The 18,694-nt window shown below is 35.9% G+C and carries 15 protein-coding genes; 6 read left to right on the forward strand and 9 right to left on the reverse strand.

Annotated elements, in window-relative coordinates:
* The first annotated feature begins 244 nt into the window (after positions 1-244).
* Positions 245-2,359 carry a tetratricopeptide repeat-containing hybrid sensor histidine kinase/response regulator gene (locus G530_RS0107165; RefSeq protein WP_240472136.1) on the forward strand — a complete coding sequence of 705 codons (2,115 nt, stop codon included), beginning with the start codon at positions 245-247 and terminating at the stop codon, positions 2,357-2,359.
* Between the two features lie 3 nt (positions 2,360-2,362).
* Here G530_RS0107165 and G530_RS0107170 read toward each other — a convergent pair whose 3' ends face one another.
* Together G530_RS0107170 and htpG are read right to left on the reverse strand one after the other, a co-directional pair.
* Entirely contained in the window at positions 2,363-3,178 is an 816-nt protein-coding gene (locus G530_RS0107170; RefSeq protein WP_026933875.1) for a DUF6503 family protein, read from the reverse strand.
* Between the two features lie 95 nt (positions 3,179-3,273).
* The gene (htpG, locus tag G530_RS0107175; RefSeq protein ID WP_026933876.1) at positions 3,274-5,160 is read right to left on the reverse strand and encodes a molecular chaperone HtpG; all 1,887 of its coding nucleotides are present in this window, start codon (positions 5,158-5,160) and stop codon (positions 3,274-3,276) included.
* Positions 5,161-5,373: 213 nt separating this feature from the next.
* Here htpG and G530_RS0107180 point away from each other — a divergent pair, with 213 nt between their 5' ends.
* Together G530_RS0107180 and G530_RS0107185 are read left to right on the forward strand one after the other, a co-directional pair.
* Positions 5,374-6,045, forward strand: coding sequence for a TetR/AcrR family transcriptional regulator (locus tag G530_RS0107180; RefSeq protein WP_026933877.1), 672 nt, complete (start codon positions 5,374-5,376; stop codon positions 6,043-6,045).
* Positions 6,046-6,061: 16 nt separating this feature from the next.
* Positions 6,062-7,369: an ABC1 kinase family protein gene (locus G530_RS0107185; RefSeq protein WP_026933878.1), complete on the forward strand. Its 1,308-nt coding sequence runs from the start codon at positions 6,062-6,064 to the stop codon at positions 7,367-7,369.
* A 119-nt stretch (positions 7,370-7,488) separates the two neighbouring features.
* Here G530_RS0107185 and G530_RS0107190 read toward each other — a convergent pair whose 3' ends face one another.
* Positions 7,489-9,954, reverse strand: a complete 2,466-nt coding sequence (locus G530_RS0107190) for a S9 family peptidase (protein ID WP_026933879.1) — start codon at positions 9,952-9,954, stop codon at positions 7,489-7,491.
* A 134-nt stretch (positions 9,955-10,088) separates the two neighbouring features.
* On the opposite strand from G530_RS0107190, the gene G530_RS0107195 reads away from it, so the two are divergent.
* The gene (locus G530_RS0107195) at positions 10,089-11,099 is read left to right on the forward strand and encodes a 3-oxoacyl-ACP synthase III family protein (protein WP_026933880.1); all 1,011 of its coding nucleotides are present in this window, start codon (positions 10,089-10,091) and stop codon (positions 11,097-11,099) included.
* A gap of 32 nt (positions 11,100-11,131) precedes the next feature.
* Here the strand turns inward: G530_RS0107195 and G530_RS0107200 are convergent, their stop codons facing one another.
* From G530_RS0107200 to G530_RS0107210, 3 genes are all read right to left on the reverse strand, one after another.
* The gene (locus tag G530_RS0107200; protein ID WP_035715992.1) at positions 11,132-11,341 is read right to left on the reverse strand and encodes a hypothetical protein; all 210 of its coding nucleotides are present in this window, start codon (positions 11,339-11,341) and stop codon (positions 11,132-11,134) included.
* Positions 11,334-11,579, reverse strand: a complete 246-nt coding sequence (locus tag G530_RS0107205) for a putative signal transducing protein (protein ID WP_026933882.1) — start codon at positions 11,577-11,579, stop codon at positions 11,334-11,336. Before G530_RS0107205 ends, G530_RS0107200 begins: the two co-directional genes overlap by 8 nt.
* A gap of 72 nt (positions 11,580-11,651) precedes the next feature.
* On the reverse strand, positions 11,652-12,377 hold the full coding sequence (locus tag G530_RS0107210) for a hypothetical protein (RefSeq protein ID WP_026933883.1): 726 nt from the start codon (positions 12,375-12,377) through the stop codon (positions 11,652-11,654).
* Between the two features lie 190 nt (positions 12,378-12,567).
* Here G530_RS0107210 and G530_RS0107215 point away from each other — a divergent pair, with 190 nt between their 5' ends.
* A complete protein-coding gene (locus tag G530_RS0107215; protein ID WP_026933884.1) occupies positions 12,568-13,134 on the forward strand; it encodes a fasciclin domain-containing protein in 567 nt (188 codons plus the stop codon).
* Between the two features lie 138 nt (positions 13,135-13,272).
* On the forward strand, positions 13,273-13,854 hold the full coding sequence (locus G530_RS0107220) for a DUF4136 domain-containing protein (protein ID WP_026933885.1): 582 nt from the start codon (positions 13,273-13,275) through the stop codon (positions 13,852-13,854).
* 54 nt (positions 13,855-13,908) lie between these two features.
* On the opposite strand, the gene pheT is transcribed toward G530_RS0107220, so the two are convergent.
* The 3 genes from pheT to G530_RS17295 form a co-directional block, all read right to left on the reverse strand.
* Positions 13,909-16,335: a phenylalanine--tRNA ligase subunit beta gene (gene pheT, locus G530_RS0107225; protein ID WP_026933886.1), complete on the reverse strand. Its 2,427-nt coding sequence runs from the start codon at positions 16,333-16,335 to the stop codon at positions 13,909-13,911.
* 140 nt (positions 16,336-16,475) lie between these two features.
* Positions 16,476-17,381 carry a tetratricopeptide repeat protein gene (locus tag G530_RS0107230; RefSeq protein ID WP_026933887.1) on the reverse strand — a complete coding sequence of 302 codons (906 nt, stop codon included), beginning with the start codon at positions 17,379-17,381 and terminating at the stop codon, positions 16,476-16,478.
* Positions 17,382-17,920: 539 nt separating this feature from the next.
* On the reverse strand, positions 17,921-18,658 hold the full coding sequence (locus G530_RS17295) for a hypothetical protein (RefSeq protein WP_156888605.1): 738 nt from the start codon (positions 18,656-18,658) through the stop codon (positions 17,921-17,923).
* Positions 18,659-18,694 lie beyond the last annotated feature (36 nt).

The following is an 18,694-nucleotide window of genomic DNA, read 5'->3' on the forward strand; positions in this document are numbered from 1 at the left end:
AGAAATTATAACCAAACGAAATTTGTTAAAACTGTCTGGTCTAAAAATAAATGTTGCGTAAGTACTTTAAATAGAGTAATTTCATCACCCGAAATCTAACTATTAACCTCATCTACTTTTGAAAGGAAATTACTTTCTTTACTTCTTATTGTGTTTTTTTCTCTGGAATTATTCCGAGGCACAGTCGTCTCGTGAGATTTCTGAAGATTCACTCAGAGTTATATCAGAAAATATTTCAGACCAGATGGGGAAGTACCACTATGAGCAAGCTATAGAGCAGTCTCATAACCTTTTAAGTCTGGCAAAACAGCAAGAGAATTTCTATTATGTAACTAAGGCGTATAATTATTTAGGTCACGCATATACTGATCAGGAAGATAGTGCCCGTGCTCGTAAAAATTATACACTTGGTCTGGAATATGCTCAGTTAAGTAAGAATGATACGGTTTTAATGCATTCTTATAACAATCTGGGAAATATTTATTCTGAGATTCCTGAAACACAAGAAAAAGGAATTGCTTATTATAATAAAGTAATTGATATAGCCAATAGAATTGGCGCCACCTCAGAACTTATTGCTCCTAAAACAAATATCGGCTGGACTTATATGGATGACGGTCAGTTTGAAAAAGCATATCCTTATATCGATGGCTCCCTGGAATTAATGAATTCACTGGTTCAGGCGAAACCAGAATATCTTAAAGAAATTGATTATTTCTATTCACCAATTTATATGCTTCACGGCAGGTATTATTCTCATAAAAATCAATTTGATACCGCTAAGAATTATTTTGAGACCTCTATACAGTTAGCAGAAAATGATAGTTTGATCTTTGAGGCAGCAGAAGCTTATGATGAGTATTCTAAAATGCTGGCAAGGCAGGGTGATTATGAAGCAGCCTACAAAGCTCAACAGAAATTCATTGACTATAAGTCTATGTTCTTTGAAAGCGAGAAGTTAAAGCAAACAGAGATTGCTAATGCAAAATATAATCTCAACCAGTATAAAAAAAATCTGCTGATCGCCGAGAAGGAACAGATGTATCAGAATGACATAATTTCAAAGTCGAAAGAGAAAGTGGTTGTCATGGTCTTTTCTTCTGTTGGAATGATCTTCATTCTCGTGTTTTTATATAAAGTAAACCGTGACAGGCAGAATTTAATTGAGAAGCTAAAAGTTAAGAACGTTCAATACAGAGATGCAAAAATTGAAGCCGAAAAATTATCTTTATTAAAAACCAGGTTTTTTAGCACTGTTAGTCATGAAATTAGAACTCCTTTATACGGAGTGATTGGTTTAACTTCACTTCTACTTGAAGACAAGAGCCTTAATAAACATAAAGGAGATCTTAAATCTTTAAAATTCTCTGCAGATTATTTATTAGCTCTTATCAATGATGTTCTTCAAATGAATAAAATGGAGTCCAACGAGGTGAAACTGGAAAATGTGGTTTTCAGTTTGAAGGACTTAATGAAAAGTATTGTAAACAGTTTTGAATTTACCCGAGTCCAGAATAAAAACAATATCGTTCTGGATATTGACCCAAAAATCCCTTCTTTTCTTATCGGTGATTCTGTAAGGCTTTCTCAAATTCTTATGAATCTTGTAGGTAACGCCATGAAATTCACTGAAAGGGGGAATATTCATATCCTGGCAAAACAAACAAATACAAGTGAAGGAAAATCCTCTATCTATTTTGAAATTAAAGATGACGGCCCGGGAATACCAGAAAGTAAAAAGAAAGTGATATTTGAGGAGTTCTCACAACTTGAAAATTCGAATTATAATTATCAGGGAACAGGCCTTGGTCTTCCTATAGTTAAAAAGTTGTTGAAGTTATTTAATTCAAAGATCAAACTTGAAAGTAAGGAAGGGGAAGGCTCAGTCTTTTGTTTTTCAATAGATTTCAATGTTGATAATACTATTAAGGAAGTTGAAAAGGTTGAAGTAGAAACTTATGCTACAGATTATATTGGTAGGAAGAAGATCTTGATTGTAGATGATAATAGAATTAACCAGGTGGTCACTAAAAGAATTCTGGAAAAGAAAGATTTTGATTGCGAAGTAGCAGGCGATGGTCTTTCAGCCATAGAGCAGGTCAAAACTGGAAGTTTTGACCTGGTATTAATGGATGTTAACATGCCGGGAATTTCTGGACTCGAGGCTTCGAAAGAAATAAGAAAGTTTAATAAGGATATTCCAATTCTCGCTCTTACCGCTGTTGAGGTTGAAGAGATAAGAGAGGAGATCCAGGGAGCTGGTATGAGCGGGTTTATTATAAAACCTTATGATGTACAGCAATTTTACCAGATCGTCTATAAAAATCTAAGTCTTTCAAGGTTAACAGAAAAAGCCTAAAACTTACTTCTTTACTATTTTGGACGTTTTCGGAGCTTCAAAATATCCATCTTCTGGCTCGAAGAATTCGAAATTAGTTAAGGTAGCTTCTCCCAGCTTATCTCCAAAACCTTCTTTTTCATTCCAGTTATGGAAAGACCAGGTTGTAGCCAGATCAACATTCTCGAAATTCTTATAATCAGAGTAAACTATAGCGTGTGGGTCTTCTTCTGCTTTATCGCGTTCTTTACCAAAAGTGACAATATATGCCGCCGCTTTCAACCTATTAGTCTCAGTATCTTTATATACAACATACCAGTCATCTGGAGAGTCACCAACATTGGATTCAAAACTTAGCCTGGCGGTTTCATATTGAATACTGTCCAGGATACGGTTTTTTTCTTTTTTCCAAACTGTACCAGGATCTGTTAGTTTAAATGGCATAGCAAAAAAATACTGCCAGGTAAAAATGTCAAATCTGGCCCCATCATTACTGGCTGTTTCTGGAGTTATAAAAACTTCTTTGCCGTCGTAAATTATAGATGTTCCGTCAGATTTATCGACTCTTACCTTAGATGAGTTCGTAATCATACTTACTTTCCCATCCAGTCTGGTTTTCCCTCCAAACTTCAGGTTTATATCAAAAGAAATAGCCTCTTTATTCATAAAGGCCGTCTTGTTGTGCGCTTCTTCTATATTTTCTGAAAATGAAAAGACAGGAGGGGGAGTAGCACCATCTCCAATTCCATTGTCCGGTTCTACAGGAATTTTCTCTTCAGAGGTATTCTGTTTGCAGGAAATCAATAAGAGAAATGCGAATAATAAACTCAATTTTTTCATAGCAGGGATTTTTTTAAAAGTACAAATATTAATGGTTACAATAAAAAACCGCTTCCCAATGAGGAAGCGGTCAAATTTTAATTATGGAAATTCAATTATTTTACCATATCAAAACTTCTCTTGATAAAGGCTGTTAATTCCTCACCTTTAAGAAGATTCTGAGAAAGTCTAGCCAGGTCTAAAGATTGTTTTATTAAACGCTGTTGTTTTTTCTCAGTTTTGGTATTCAAGATCGTATTGATAAGATCGTGATTTGTATTTACTACCAGGTTATACATCTCTGGCATATTACCCATCCCAAACATACCGCCGCCACCGGTTTGCTGCATTTCTTTCATTCTACGCATAAATTCCGGCTGCGTGATTATCAATGGCGCAGAAGTGCTGTCCATCGCTTCCATCTGAATAGTATATTTTTCCGAAGGGATCACCTTTTCAAAATCACCTTTAAGTTGTTCTTTTTCTTCATCAGAAAGTTTAGAGATCTTCTCTTCATCTTTCTTGATAAGATTATCTACGTGATCTGAATCTACACGTACAAATGAGATCTTTTCCTTTGAAGTTTCAAGCTTTTGAAGCAGGTGAGAAATGATTGGTGAATCCAGAAGCAGTACTTTATAACCTTTGTCCTTAGCTGCCTCAATATAACTATGCTGTTCATTTTCATTAGAAGCATATAGGATCACCAGATTACCGTCTTTATCGGTTTGCGTATCCTTAATAGCCTTCTCTAGCTCTTCATAGGTGTAGTAGTCGCCTTCAGTAGTCGGATAGAGAGCGAATTTGTCAGCTTTCTCAAAGAATTTATCTTCGGTTAGCATTCCATATTCGATAACGATCTTAATATCGTTCCATTTCTTTTCAAAATCTTCTCTGTTGTTATTGAAAAGACTCTTTAACTTATCGGCCACCTTTCTGGATATGTAGCTGGAGATCTTTTTCACAGCACCATCAGCCTGAAGGTAGGATCTCGAAACATTCAAAGGAATGTCTGGTGAATCTATAACACCTCTAAGCATAGTTAAAAACTCAGGAACAATACCTTCTACATTATCAGTAACAAATACCTGGTTTTGATAAAGCTGAATTTTATCCTTCTGAATGTTCATATCCTGAGCCATTCTCGGGAAATATAGAATCCCAGTTAAGTTGAAAGGATAATCCACATTTAGGTGTATATGGAATAATGGCTCCTCGAATTGCATAGGATACAATTCTCTATAGAAATCATTATAATCCTTCTCCTCAAGATCTGTAGGTTGCTTAGTCCACGCTGGTTCCGGGTTGTTGATGATATTATCAACGGTTTGAGTTTCTGGCTTTGCATCTTCCTTTGCATCTTCTGGTAGAGGAAGCGTTTCTTCCTTAGTCCCGAATTTGATAGGGATAGGCATGAATTTGTTATACTTCACCAATAATTCCTGAATACGATTCTCTTCAAGGAATTCATTGTCATCTTCATTTATATGAAGTATGATCTCTGTACCATGTTCTTTTTTATCTCCATCTTCCAGGGTAAACTCGGTAGTACCTTCACATACCCAATGTGCTGTCGGAGCATCTGTATGAGATTTTGTACGAATCTCAACTTTATTAGCCACCATAAAGGCAGAATAGAATCCAAGGCCAAAATGGCCGATTATTCCACTGTCTTTGGCGGAGTCCTTATATTTATGTAAAAACTCTTCAGCGCCAGAGAAAGCTACTTCATTAATGTACTTTTCAACTTCTTCTTTGGTCATCCCAATACCCTGGTCGGTAATATGAAGTGTCTTGTTCTCTTTGTCGACTTTTACCTCAATAACTGGATTACCGTAGTCTACGTTGGCTTCGCCAAGACTGCTAAGGTGTTTTAATTTAAGAGTAGCATCGGTTGCATTTGATATAAGCTCCCTCAAAAAGATTTCATGATCACTGTATAAAAACTTCTTGATGAGCGGAAAAATGTTTTCAACAGATACATTTATTTTTCCGGTTGCCATATTTATTATTTTAAATTTTGATTCCCTCTTCTGTTTTCAAAAAAAATACCATTAGTGATTTGCTGTCAAACTGACACGGTTTGTAATGAATCCTTTCTTAGTCCGTCTAAAATTCAGTCGTTTGGAAGGCAGGGAAATATTTAACAATATTTTGTTTAAAGTTTTGCTTGAAAACATAAACAAAGTTGTAAATTTATATCAGAATTAAAAGTTATGGCAAAGAAGACAGAAAATAGTAAAGTGAAGAAGAAACCAGATGCAGATAAGCTTATTGCTATATATATGGATTACGTTCTTGAGCATGAAAAAACTCCAAAGAGCATTTATAAGTTCGCTAAGGAGAATGATATGACCGAGCAGGATTTCTATCAGTACTTTGGCAGTTTCGAAGGATTGAGAAAGGCAATATGGGATAGATTTTTTGAGAATAGCATGACCGTTATGGAAAAATCTAATGAATATGCTTCTTTCGAAAATAGAGAAAAGCTGCTTACATTTTTCTACACCTTTTTCGAAGTTCTAACTGCGAACAGAAGTTACGTTTTATATGCTCTTAACGAGCACGGTCAATCTTTGAAAGGCTTAGACCAGTTGAAAAATTTAAGGAAGAGGATCAGGTCCTATGCTAAGACCTTAATACAGGACAGGAATAGTGAAAAGTCTATGAAATTATTTCAACAAAATGAAATGATCTTTTCAGAAGGAGTATGGGTACAATTCTTATTTCTCCTGAAATTCTGGATGGATGATAATTCTCCGGCATTTGAAAGTACAGATATAGCAATAGAGAAATCGGTAAACACGGTATTTGATCTTTTTGATAATACTCCTTTAGAAAGAGTAGTGGATCTGGGAAAATTTCTGTGGAAAGAAAGGATGGCTTAAGCCTAAAAAAAGAAAGATGAAAACCATAGATAAAATACCAACGGGAAAAATAGGCAGAACCGGAAAACTGGTTTCTACCGGAGTGAAAATTGGTGGGAATTACTTGAAGTATTACGGTAAAAAAGCCTTTAATCCTGAGCTAACAAGAGATGAGCTTGATGAAGATAATGCTACAGATATTTATGATGGTCTAAAAAGCCTGAAAGGTAGTGCGTTGAAAGTAGCTCAAATGCTTTCTATGGAAAAGAACCTCTTACCTGGAGCTTACGTAGAGAAATTTAGTCTCGCACAATTTAGTGTTCCCCCACTGTCGGCACCACTTGTAAGAAAAACATTTAAAAAATATAACGGAGCATATCCTGAAGAACTGTATGATACGTTTGCAACCCAATCGGTAAATGCGGCTAGCATCGGACAGGTGCATAAGGCCACAAAAGAAGGGAGAAAACTTGCTGTGAAAATCCAATATCCGGGGGTTGCAGACAGTATCAGTTCAGATCTTGCTATGGTAAAACCTATAGCTTTGAAAATGTTCAATCTACAGGCGAAAGATTCTGAAAAGTATTTCAAGGAAGTCGAAGGGAAGTTATTAGAGGAAACAGATTATATACTGGAGGTAAAACAGAGTAAGGAAATTTCTGAAGCTTGCGCACATATTCCAAATCTTAGATTTCCGAAGTATTACGAAGATCTCTCAAGTGAGCGTATAATTTCTATGGATTGGATGGAGGGAATTCATTTAAGTGAGTTCGCGAAGCAAAATGAGGATGAAGAACTGGCTAATAAAGTAGGGCAGGCCTTGTGGGATTTTTATATGTTCCAGATCCATTGTTTAAAACAGGTACATGCAGATCCTCATCCTGGAAATTTCCTGGTAGATAAAGAAAATAATCTAATTGCGATAGATTTCGGTTGTATTAAACAGATTCCCGAAGATTTTTACGAGCCATATTTCTCGTTGACAGATAGAGAAAATTTAAACAATAAGGAATTCTTTTATGATAAGCTCTATGAGCTGGAAATTCTGAATAAAAAAGATTCTGAAAAAGAAAAAGAATTCTTTTCGGCAATGTTTCATGAGATGTTTACGATGTTTTCTACCCCATATCAATCTGAAAGATTTGATTTTACAGACGAGAAATTCTGGAAGCATCTTACTGAATTAAGTGAAAAATATTCTAAAGACCCTGAATTACGAAGAATGAACGGAAATAGGGGAAGTAGACACTTTCTCTATATGAGTAGGACCTTTTTTGGCCTCTACAATCTATTACATGATCTTAAAGCGAAAGTAGATATTCAAAATTTTAGAGTGTATCTCTAATGGTTGATTTATTGGTTAGGTTGATAGGAAGCGTGGTCGATCCAAATCGGTTGCGCTTCCTTATTTAAAGCAAAATCCCCGGTAAATGCCGGGGATATTATTTTTATATAGATTATTGATTAGTTTCCAGGAGCATCCTTAGAATTATCTTCGACCTCTTCTTCGTTCTTACTATTCTTTACATATTTTTCTAACCATTGATCCTGTTCCCACAATACATGTAGCACAGATTCTTTTGCGCTGTAGCCATGACTTTCTTTTGGAAGCATTACCAATCTGGCAGTTGCTCCGAGGCCTTTCAAAGCATTAAAGTAACGCTCACTTTGCATAGGATAAGTTCCAGAGTTATTATCTGCCTCCCCATGAATAAGAAGGAGCGGAGTCTTCATCTTATCTGTATGCATAAATGGAGACATGGTATTATATACCTCTGGCGCTTCCCAGTAACTTCTTTCTTCACTTTGGAAACCAAACGGAGTAAGTGTCCTGTTGTAGGCACCGCTACGTGCAATTCCCGCAGCAAAAAGGTCTGAATGAGATAGAAGGTTTGCCGTCATAAATGCACCATAACTATGACCGCCAACAGCTACACGATTTCTATCTACATAACCCATTTCATCAACGGCATCTATCGCAGCCTTTGCATTAGCAACCAGTTGCTTTCTAAAGGTATTGTTTGGTTCTTCTTCGTCTTCACCAACGATTGGGAATGACGCATCATCCAGTACTACATACCCTCGGTTCACCCAGTAAATAGGAGATCCGTAATATGGATAGGTAAAATCATTTGCATTTGAAGTATTTTGAGAAGCAGAATTCTTGTCCTTAAATTCTCGAGGGTAAGCCCACATGAACATTGGAAGTTTCTCCGGATTTTCAGTATCATATCCGGCCGGCAGATAAAGCGTGGCGTTCAATTCTAAGCCATCATCTCTTTTATAAGTGATCACCTCTTTACTAACTTCTTCCAGGCTTTTAAATGGATTTTCAAAGGAAGTGATCTGGTTTAGGTCATCCTCAGAATCAATGTCGCGTATAAAGTAATTTGGATATTCTGTTGAAGATTCTATTCTTACCAGGATCTCTCCTTTTTCAATATTCAGTGCTTCAACAAGAGTCTCTTTTTTATCTTTCAATTTAGATTGATAGAGTCTTCTAGTATCACCATCTTCCAGATCTATTTGGTCTATAAAAGGGAATTGGCCTTCTTCTGTATATCCAGATCCCATTAGAAATGCATTTTCATTATCTAATTTTAATACATACCTGCCAAAATCATTTTTCCTGGTTACGAAATTCCCCGGGTCACTATACACATCCTGATAGTTTCTGTCAAAGATGATCTCAGGTTCTTCTGAATTATCTGAAGGATTAAAAACATAGGTCTTTGTATTCCTGTCATTCCACCAGTAGTCGGTTGCAACAGCAATTTCGTCATTTCCCCAAAGAATTCTGCTACCACGATTTTTTACCTTAAGTAAGGAAGTACCATCACCTTTAAATGGAGCTTCTAATTGAAAAAATTCATCCCTGTAATCGGCTTCAACCTCAGGATCACCTTTATCAAGGGCCATAGTATACACCATGCTCGCCGGCTTATCTGAGCGCCATTCGAAATTTCTCTTACCTTCACGTTCTGCCATAAAACCTTTTGGCAGATCTTCGATCAATGGAACTTCATTTATCATGCTAACCAGGTTTCCTGAAGCATCATAAATATTCACTTCTGAGGGAAATCTGTAATAGGGTACCAGGTATGAAAATGGCTTTTTAATATTAGTAACCATCACATAATTTCCATCTGGAGAGAAGGAAATATCGCTATACATTTTCGCATCCATCCATCTGGTTTGCGTGCCATCTAAACTAACCTTAACCAGTTCAGATCTTGCGAGTTGTTCGAAATTATACTCATCATTAGGGTTTTTAAGAAGATCCTGATAGGTTCTATTCTGAGCTTCCTTACCATCGCTTACAGATATGGTTGGCCCCGTTGGAACTGAAGTTTCTGTATCTATTAATTCTTTTCTATCCTTTGGCAACATTGTAACCATTAAGGCAGAATTATCTCTGAACCAATTTATTGTACTCCCCATATTCGCATTTAAATTACCTTCTGTGAGTTTTCTTGCAGTGGCAGCTTTGATATCTAAAACCCAAAGTTCAACTCCAGTTTCAGTAGTATGTGTAAAGGCGATCATAGATTCATCTGGTGACCAGCTAAAATTTGTTAGTCTGGGAGCTTCCGGCAGTCCACTAATATCCTGAGCATTTTCAGCATCTATTGTTTTTACCTTTAGATCATTATAATAACGGGCCCGGCTATTAATATTGGTAACAGGATTAATTCTTAGTCCGCCCAATCTCATTTCCTTTTCGCTTAGCTCGGCAATGCTTTTAAATTGATCTCTATAAAGAAAGATCATCATTTCGGCATTACTATCAATGATAGTGGCGGGAGCCAATGGAACATCTATAAGTTCAAGGATTTCCTGCGGTGGTTTTTGATAATCTAAATTCTCCTGGGCGATCATTCCTGAGACAAATAGGAATATCACCGAAAGGCACAAAATAATTCGGTTCATAAATAAATTTTAAGTTGAAATTTTAATGAAACTAGCAATATAAGGAATGTTAATGTTTCTTATATTGCGCATCCGTTTTTTAGCAATTTGCTTAAATTTAATAAGAAATATTTTTAATATCATAAAAATCGTCCATGTATCAAACAAAAATTGCAGGATTAGGAAAATATGTCCCGGAAAATGTTGTCACGAATGATGATCTGTCTAAAAAGATGGATACTAATGACGAATGGATCACCGAGCGTACCGGGATCAAAGAACGTAGACATATTAAGAAAGGGGATGGCAATACAACTGCCACGATGGGGGTTAAAGCAGCGAAAATTGCTATAGAACGTTCCGGGATCTCTAAAGATGATATAGATCTTATTGTCTTCGCAACCCTTAGTCCAGATTATTATTTTCCTGGATGCGGCGTGCAGGTTCAGGAAATGCTTGAAATAGATACCTGTCCGGCATTAGACGTACGTAACCAGTGTAGTGGATTTGTTTATGCAATTTCAGTCGCAGATCAATTCATTAAAACTGGAATGTATGAGAATATTTTAGTTATAGGTAGTGAGAATCACAGTGGAGGTCTTGATTTTACCACCAGAGGTCGTTCGGTTTCTGTGATTTTTGGAGATGGCGCAGGAGCTGCAGTATTAACCCGAAGCGATCATAATGGTCAGGGAATACTTTCTACTCATTTACATTCTGAAGGTAAACACGCATTAGAATTGTCTTTAAAAGGACCAAGTACAAATCACTGGGTTCCGGAGATCATTGCAGAGAATCCGCAGGGAGATGATATTCCATATTATCCATATATGAATGGACAATTCGTATTTAAAAATGCTATTCAACGTTTTTCTGAAGTGATCAATGAAGGCTTAAAGGAAAATGGATTAGAGGTAGCAGATATCGATATGCTTATTCCTCACCAGGCAAACCTTAGAATATCTCAATTTGTTCAACAGAAATTCAAGTTGAAAGATGATCAGGTTTATAATAATATTCAGAGATACGGTAATACAACGGCCGCTTCTATACCAATCGCTTTAACTGAAGCCTGGGAAGAAGGAAAGGTGAAAGAAGGAGATGTGGTTGTACTCGCTGCTTTTGGTAGTGGGTTTACCTGGGGGAGTGTGATAATGAAATGGTAAAAATTTAAAGGCCCTTTTTCGAGGGCCTTTTTTTATACTCCTTTATAATATTTCCAGAGGTCATAGATTCCAAAAGCAATAAAGCCTATGGCCAGAATCAGTCCAAAAGAATCAGGCTCTGAAGTTTGCATCTTTTGATATAGTCTGAAACTACCATACCCGATAAATACTATACCCAGAACCAGGTTCCAGATATTTCTTTTGGGTTTTTCCTCCTGAGTACTTATTTCTTCGTTATTCATTTTCGAAATCTTTGGGAAAGGTTTCTCTGGCGATCTTTACCGCTTTTTGATATTGGTTTTCCCAGACGAATAATAGTACCTGGCCTGGAAGACCACCGCCAAACCCAGCTCTTAAACCAGAATCGAAATCATTTCTAACTCTGGAATGGATTCCCTCTTTCTCGAATAACTCCTGGAGATACTGTACATTGGTTTCAGGACCGGTATAAACCCTCTTATAATTTTCTTCTTCGCTCATATTTGTAATTTATCACTCTAAATTACGAATTAGGAAGATGTATTCTCAGTTTTTTAGTCGGAAATTAACTTTCTAGGCGTTGTAGAACTTACTATTCCAGATCTCGGTATTGAAATTTTTCCCCATTTTGAAACCATAGAATATGGATAGCCCGGCAAACCACTTAAAAATAAAAAAGAAGACCATAAAAAATTCGGTCGTGGTTTGTTGCTGGGAAAAAAGTCCGTCAGGTATCAGTAGCGCGGTTAGAAAACTGGTAGCCAGAAGGAGCAACACAAAATTTTCAAGAGATTTGAACGGCCACATTAATATTTTCCTGAAAGGATGTAGATCATTCCCCCATTTATGGATTAGATAGAAGTAATCATTCCCGATAGGAGCAAAAAGAAGCGGATCATCGGCATTTTCTAATTTGAATAATTTAGATGGAGCCACCACTTTAAATCCTTTCAATGTTGTATCATGATCCCTTTCAATTGCTTTTATTTGCATCAATGCTTCGTAAGGAATTTTAGCTTTGAAAAATTTAGAATCTAAGAATCTTAAACGATAATCTACACAAATTCTATAGATGTCATTAATATGAAAAATTCTGTTGGTCTCTAAAAGCTCAGGATCAAATTCGTTTTTATTTATACTTTTTCCCTGATGAATTTCCTTTAGTACCAGATCGTCTTTTCTTTCGGTAGCCGCCAGAATAAGATTCACTTCGTTCAGGATCTGGTCTTCTGTAGTTTTTTTATTTCGAACTTTAAGTAATTGGTGTTCTATATTGGTGCGGGGAAATTTCAGCTTCATTTTCTATTCTTTAACTCCACTAAATTAGACAATTGACCTTAGAAATACAATCTAAAAACTATCAAAAGCAGTGTTTTTAGTTTCCGGAGACAACTCTACAAAAGTTAATTGTTTACTAATTGAGCCCAATTTTAAAACCGTCTAATGGCCTTCCTCGTAATTTTCTATATAAATAATCAAACTTTTAATTATGAAAAATCTAAGACTTTTAACTGTATTAAGTATGTTCCTTTTTATTGGAACAAATGCGATTGCTCAAAACGGTAATTCTGAAACTAAAATGGTAGGTGGCGCAGAAATGTACCCTTCAAAAAATATTGTTGAGAACGCCATCAATTCTAAAGATCATACAACCTTAGTTGCCGCAGTAAAAGCTGCAGATCTAGTTGAGGTTCTTGCCAGTGAAGGTCCTTTCACTGTATTTGCTCCAACAAATTCTGCTTTTGAAGCTTTACCAGCTGGAACTGTAGAAACCTTATTGAAGAAGGAAAATCAGAAGAAATTACAGTCTGTTCTAACATACCACGTACTTGCAGGAGATTATAAGGCTGCAGATATTGTTGCTGCTATAAAGAAAGGTAATGGAAAAGCAACTTTTACTACCGTTAATGGATCTGAAATATATGCTATGCTAGACGGTGATAAAGTGAAATTGAAAGATGCTGGTGGAAACGTAGCAACCGTTACAATTGCAGATGTGAATCAATCTAATGGAGTTATCCACGTAATTGATACGGTGGTGCTACCTTCAAAATAGTTTTGTTTTTTAAACACATTTTATGAAAAGCGGCCTTTTGCCGCTTTTTCTAGTTAAATAAAAGTCAAATTACCTGGCAGTTTTTTGAAGTGACTAAACATTCAGGTTACTTTGATAAAAATGAAAAATTCAATCGCTATGAAAATTATTAAAATAAGTTCTTTCCTTTTTCTTGTAAGTATATTGCTTACATCCTGCGGGTCTAGTGGACCTACTTCAAAGGATGATCATAAGAAATTAAAGTCTTATGAATCGTATGCTTTTTTACCTAATAAGGATACCATCATAAGCCGTGATTTTGATAATGACGCTATTCAGGAAGTTATTGTAAGTACTATACAGGCTAATATGAAGGAGAATGGTTTTATAATGGATAAAAGAAATCCAGATGTATTAGTACATTATCATCCTATGTTTGATGAAAAGGTTGCAGTGAATGCAAATCCCGTCTATACAAATTATGCGTACTATCGTCCTGGCTTATATGTAGGACCTTACTATCAGGAAGCAATGTATGATAATTATTTTACTATTCAACGTTTAAACGGTCCCAGAGTAGATCAGGTTCCATACCGTGAGAGATCTATTGTTATTGATCTAATAGACAGACGTAGCAATGAGATCTTATGGAGAGGTACTTCGAATGAAACTATTGGTACTAAAAGAATAGATAGGGAAATTAGAGAATATATAGATGAGATATTTAAAGATCAGTTTTAACTGTCATTAATATTTGAAATAAAAAAGCCGGGTGATATCACCCGGCTTTTTTGTTTATCTCAATTCAGCTTTGAGCTCTTTTTCAAATCGATGCTGAAGTTTATTCATCATTTTATCTACCTGTTTATCGGTAAGGGTCTTGTGTTCATCCTGAAAGATAAAACTAACCGCATAACTTTTTTTACCTTCAGGTAGGTTTTTACCCTGGTAAACATCAAAAAGATTAATGTTGGTTAGCACCTTCTTTTCTGTTTGTCTGGCAATCTGCTCTATTTCATCATAAGTTACAGACTCGTCCAGTAAGAGCGCGAAATCTCTTCTCACGCTCGGGTATTTAGGAATAGAGGTGAAGCTAGTTTTTTGCTGCTTAGCCATTTCTATCACTTCGTCCCAATTAAAGTCTGCATAGATCACTTCCTGGTCTATATCCATTTTCTTTAAAATAGATTTCTTAACCACACCAAATTCAACAAGCTTTGCTTTCTTAGAGCTTAATAAAATTCCTTCCGAAAATAGATCACTCTTTCCAGATTTAACTTTAAGATCTTTAATTCCTAGTTTTTCAAATATTGAATTGATAACACCTTTCAGATAAAAGAAATTCCCTTTTCCAGCTGCCTTGTTCCAGCTTTCTGCAGTTTTTTCACCAGTTATAAAAAGACTCAGATGCTTGTTTTCCTCTCTTCCACTAACATAGGAATGGTAAGTTTTTCCGAATTCAAAGATCCTGATGTTATTACGTTTCCTGTTAATGTTATAGCTAATCGCTTCCAGACCAGAGAAAAGCATAGTTTGTCTAAGGACTGAAAGATCCTGGCTCAATGGGTTTAGCATCTCTACCTGATAATCATCTTTAAGTTCTTCGCTAAGCTTATTATAATTAGCTGAGGTGAGAGAATTTGCCATCGTCTCATAGAATCCCTGGCCAATTAGTTGTCCTGCAATTAGATTCTGGATCTTATAATCTTCAAATTTTGAAGAATTCGCTACAGAAAGACTAAGCTTATCTCCAAACTTAATGTTGTTATAGCCATATACTCTTAGGATCTCTTCGATCACATCAGATTCTCGCTGAACGTCTACACGGTAAGAAGGAATTGTAAGTCCCATTCCTGTTTCGGTAACATTGTTCACACGAATTTCCAGAGAGGCTAGAATAGATTTTATGGTTTCTTCTTCCAGGTTCTCACCTATGAGTTTATTTACTTTCTTGAAGGTTAGAAAAACCTGGAAATCTTCGATCTTTTTAAAGTAAAGATCATCTATATCACTAGTGATTTCTCCACCAGAAATTTCCTTGATCAATAGCGCTGCTCTTTTTAAAGCATATTCTACCGAGTTAATATCGATTCCTCTTTCAAATCTGAAAGAAGCATCGGTATTTATGGCATGTCTTTTTGCTGTTTTACGAACGCTTACAGGATTAAAATAAGCGCTTTCCAGGAATACCTTGGTAGTAGAATCAGTCACACCACTTCCAATTCCTCCAAAAACTCCGGCTATACAAAGAGGTTTTTCAGCATCACAGATCATAAGATCTTCCTCGTGCAATTCTCTTTCTATGTCATCAAGTGTAGTAAACTTAGTTCCTTTCTTAAGAGTTTTTACATTTATCTCATTACCGGCAATTTTTCCGGCATCAAAAGCATGTAAAGGTTGTCCCAGCTCATGCATCACAAAATTGGTTGCATCAACGATATTATTTTTTGGGGTAAGACCAATTGCTTTTAATCTATTCTGAAGCCATTTTGGAGATTCACTAACTTTTACATCAGATAGAGTAACTCCGCAATATCTTGGCGCCAGGTTAGACTCTTCTACCTTGATCTGAATTTTTAAACTACGATTATCAACATGAAAACTGCTTACCGAAGGTGTGATAAGTTCAAGTTGCTGACCCTGTTGCTGGTATCCAGCCTTCAGGTCCCTTGCAACTCCCCAATGGCTCATTGCATCTGCACGGTTAGGAGTAAGACCAATTTCGAAGACTTCATCATTCTCAACTTCAAAAATATCGGCTACCTTCGTTCCTGGGACCAATTCATTATCCATGATCATGATACCTTCGTGGCTTTGTCCTAAACCAAGTTCCTTCTCAGAACAGATCATTCCAAAACTAACTTCCCCGCGAATCTTACCTTTCTTGATCTCCCAGGATTCTCCTTTTTCATCATAAAGTACAGTACCAATTGTTGCTACGGGAATTTTCTGACCTGCTCCAATATTTGGGGCTCCACAAACTATTTGTACCTCTTCACCATTACCAAGGTTAATTTTGGTAAGCTGAAGCCTGTCTGCATTAGGATGAGGTTCACAACTCAATACGTGGCCAACCACAATACCTTCCAGTCCGCCTTTTATACTTTGAAAGTTAGCGATACCTTCTACTTCAAGACCAAGATCGGTTAATAATTCGCCGGTTTTTTCAGCGTTTTCAGGTAGTTTAATGAACTGTTTCAGCCAGTTATAGGAAATCTTCATGAATAATCTTTTTCAGTTGGCAAAGATAGTATTACGAATGGTTTTGTCATAATCTCAAAAATAATTTTGTCTGTTTGTATTACAATAAAAAGAGAGGTGATTAAACCTCTCTTTTATATAGATCGAAAAATATCGATTACTTAGTCCTTTTTCTTTAAGGTCATACTCCTTACCTTCTCCCAGTTACCATCTGTAGATGCATAGGTTGTCCACTCAACATTTTTAGGCTTTTTAACGATATCGTGCTTAACCTGCACCTCTTCGTTGTCGTCATTGGTATACTGTTCCATTAATTCAAAATGATCTGTGCCTACTTCCTTAACTTTCATTTTAGAGCTATAGATACCGTTAGGCTGGTTTCTACGCATATAAGAAACATCAAATTCATCTTCGTTAGGATTGTAAACCATAACCCGCTTACAGCATGGATCTTTCCCAGAATCATCATGATCTACAATCATTATGGAGCCACTGGAGTCAAAGGTTACATTATTCGAACTAACAGAACTATCAACTTCCTCTCCGTTTTGGTAGGTCTTGGTTTCATTCTCCCAATTACCTACCAGGAAATTTAATTGCTTATCCTTGTTTTCTAGCATGGCCATCTTTGCCTTCCCTGCCTGAATTACCAACTGGTTTTCTTCATTATCCTTTTGAGAAGCTAGCTGCATGGATTTTTCAATTTGCTTTTTAGCTTCCTCTTTTTTACCCATTTCCAGTAAAACATCTGAATAGGAATCGTAAGGATTTGCTTCGTTTGGATACTCCTCAATTTGAGCTTTTAATAGAACCTCTGCTGCTTTTAGATCCTTATCATCCTGCATTAAACGGTAAGCTAATACATTTAAGGGTTCAGCCATCCCTTCATATTCCTTATTTGTATTGTTCTTCTCATAAACTTTCAGAGCTTCTTTCGCACCTTTATCTTTATAGGCTTCATAAAGTTTATCTGTCATGTCCTGCTCGCCTTTTTGAGCCATTAAGGAAGTAGTAAAACATATTAATAATAAGCTAATACTCCATCTAAGTTTAATAATTGCACCCATAATTTTCGTTTTTATAAATATTTAAATAATTGGTTCGAATTTTAAACGGGGCACTTTTTGAAATATCAAATAATGAAATTAAAATTGCTAAACTGTAGGAGATTTTTCAATTTTAAAGGAGTAATATTTAGATAACGATAAGTTTAAATCACTTTTTTTTGTGATTTTAAAAAAGGAGAAAGAAGCTTCTTTCTCCTTTTTCAGGCTGGTTAGAAATATTAATCCTTCTTTTTCATATCCTTGTATGTAACCAGGTATTCTTTATGTTAATCATCTTATTTGTGGAATACAATACCCATAGTTATTGATTTATAGTTATTATTTGGTTGTTTCAAACTGCAAAATTCCTCTTATAAAATAAGGTTCAATCAAATTTGGGGTGTAATATGACTATCCTTTCATCTTTGATAAAGACGGGAATCATGGAAGTAATTTATTTTTTTCGGATAGCTTAAAGATACATAAAAATTATAACTGACTGATAATCAAAAAATAAAAAAAAGGGCCGAAGCCCTTTAAATAAAAATGTTTAACCTTAATTAATTACAGCTTTGAGTAAGATTAGGAGTATTTTCGGTCTTTTTAGAGACGTCATTTACTTTGAAGTCTGTCCAAACATTACTATTTGGAGAATTCCCACTGCAATTTTTATCTAAAATAACCTGCCATTGGTAAGTTTCACAAGCAACAAGATCTAAAAAGGCATGTTCAGTTACTCCTCTATGATCCCATACTGTTTCATGACTGCTTTCAACCCAATTTGTAACTACAGATTGAGCAAAAGTGAATATAATTTCGGCATTTTCCAGGTCATCAGCAGGTATATATGTAAATGTATAACTTCCGTCCGGGTTAGTTTCATGGCTAAAACTTTCTTCACATTCAGAACAGTCAACCACCGTAATAGGAGCAATTTCAGTAAATCCTCCAGAGCCTGCTTTATACCTAAAATAATGTACACCTGGTACATTCCAACTCATAGTATAAATTTGAGGATTGGTAGTAGTACCATTATCCTGGGTTACCTGTATCCATTCTCCACTTATAAGTTCCTGAATTTGAATATTTGTACCAACGGGAACGTTAAAAGTAAATGTTGCTTCTGAATCTACACATACATCTTCGGTTGGATACTCAAATTCATTAATATCTGCGGACTGAACAGTATTTTTTCCTTTGGCATCAACAGTAAAAATTTCTTCACTAGATTCTAGTGATTCCACGCTACATCCATAAAATGCAAAAATTAGCATTATTGGGAAAAGTATTTTCTTCATAATTAATTGGTTTTTAAAAAACTAGGAAGATGAATT

It is taken from the genome of Christiangramia echinicola DSM 19838, assembly GCF_000423065.1.
GTDB lineage: Bacteria > Bacteroidota > Bacteroidia > Flavobacteriales > Flavobacteriaceae > Christiangramia > Christiangramia echinicola.

Bases quoted from the DNA above. Each gene is read 5' to 3' on its own strand.
- G530_RS0107220 (WP_026933885.1), top strand. From the start codon at position 13,273: ATGAAAATTATTAAAATAAGTTCTTTCCTTTTTCTTGTAAGTATATTG.
- G530_RS0107200 (WP_035715992.1), bottom strand. From the start codon at position 11,341: ATGAATAACGAAGAAATAAGTACTCAGGAGGAAAAACCCAAAAGAAAT.
- G530_RS0107195 (WP_026933880.1), top strand. From the start codon at position 10,089: ATGTATCAAACAAAAATTGCAGGATTAGGAAAATATGTCCCGGAAAAT.
- G530_RS0107180 (WP_026933877.1), top strand. From the start codon at position 5,374: ATGGCAAAGAAGACAGAAAATAGTAAAGTGAAGAAGAAACCAGATGCA.
- G530_RS0107170 (WP_026933875.1), bottom strand. From the start codon at position 3,178: ATGAAAAAATTGAGTTTATTATTCGCATTTCTCTTATTGATTTCCTGC.
- G530_RS0107215 (WP_026933884.1), top strand. From the start codon at position 12,568: ATGAAAAATCTAAGACTTTTAACTGTATTAAGTATGTTCCTTTTTATT.
- G530_RS0107230 (WP_026933887.1), bottom strand. From the start codon at position 17,381: ATGGGTGCAATTATTAAACTTAGATGGAGTATTAGCTTATTATTAATA.
- G530_RS0107210 (WP_026933883.1), bottom strand. From the start codon at position 12,377: ATGAAGCTGAAATTTCCCCGCACCAATATAGAACACCAATTACTTAAA.
- G530_RS0107190 (WP_026933879.1), bottom strand. From the start codon at position 9,954: ATGAACCGAATTATTTTGTGCCTTTCGGTGATATTCCTATTTGTCTCA.
- G530_RS0107205 (WP_026933882.1), bottom strand. From the start codon at position 11,579: ATGAGCGAAGAAGAAAATTATAAGAGGGTTTATACCGGTCCTGAAACC.
- G530_RS0107165 (WP_240472136.1), top strand. From the start codon at position 245: ATGGGGAAGTACCACTATGAGCAAGCTATAGAGCAGTCTCATAACCTT.
- htpG (WP_026933876.1), bottom strand. From the start codon at position 5,160: ATGGCAACCGGAAAAATAAATGTATCTGTTGAAAACATTTTTCCGCTC.
- G530_RS0107185 (WP_026933878.1), top strand. From the start codon at position 6,062: ATGAAAACCATAGATAAAATACCAACGGGAAAAATAGGCAGAACCGGA.
- G530_RS17295 (WP_156888605.1), bottom strand. From the start codon at position 18,658: ATGAAGAAAATACTTTTCCCAATAATGCTAATTTTTGCATTTTATGGA.
- pheT (WP_026933886.1), bottom strand. From the start codon at position 16,335: ATGAAGATTTCCTATAACTGGCTGAAACAGTTCATTAAACTACCTGAA.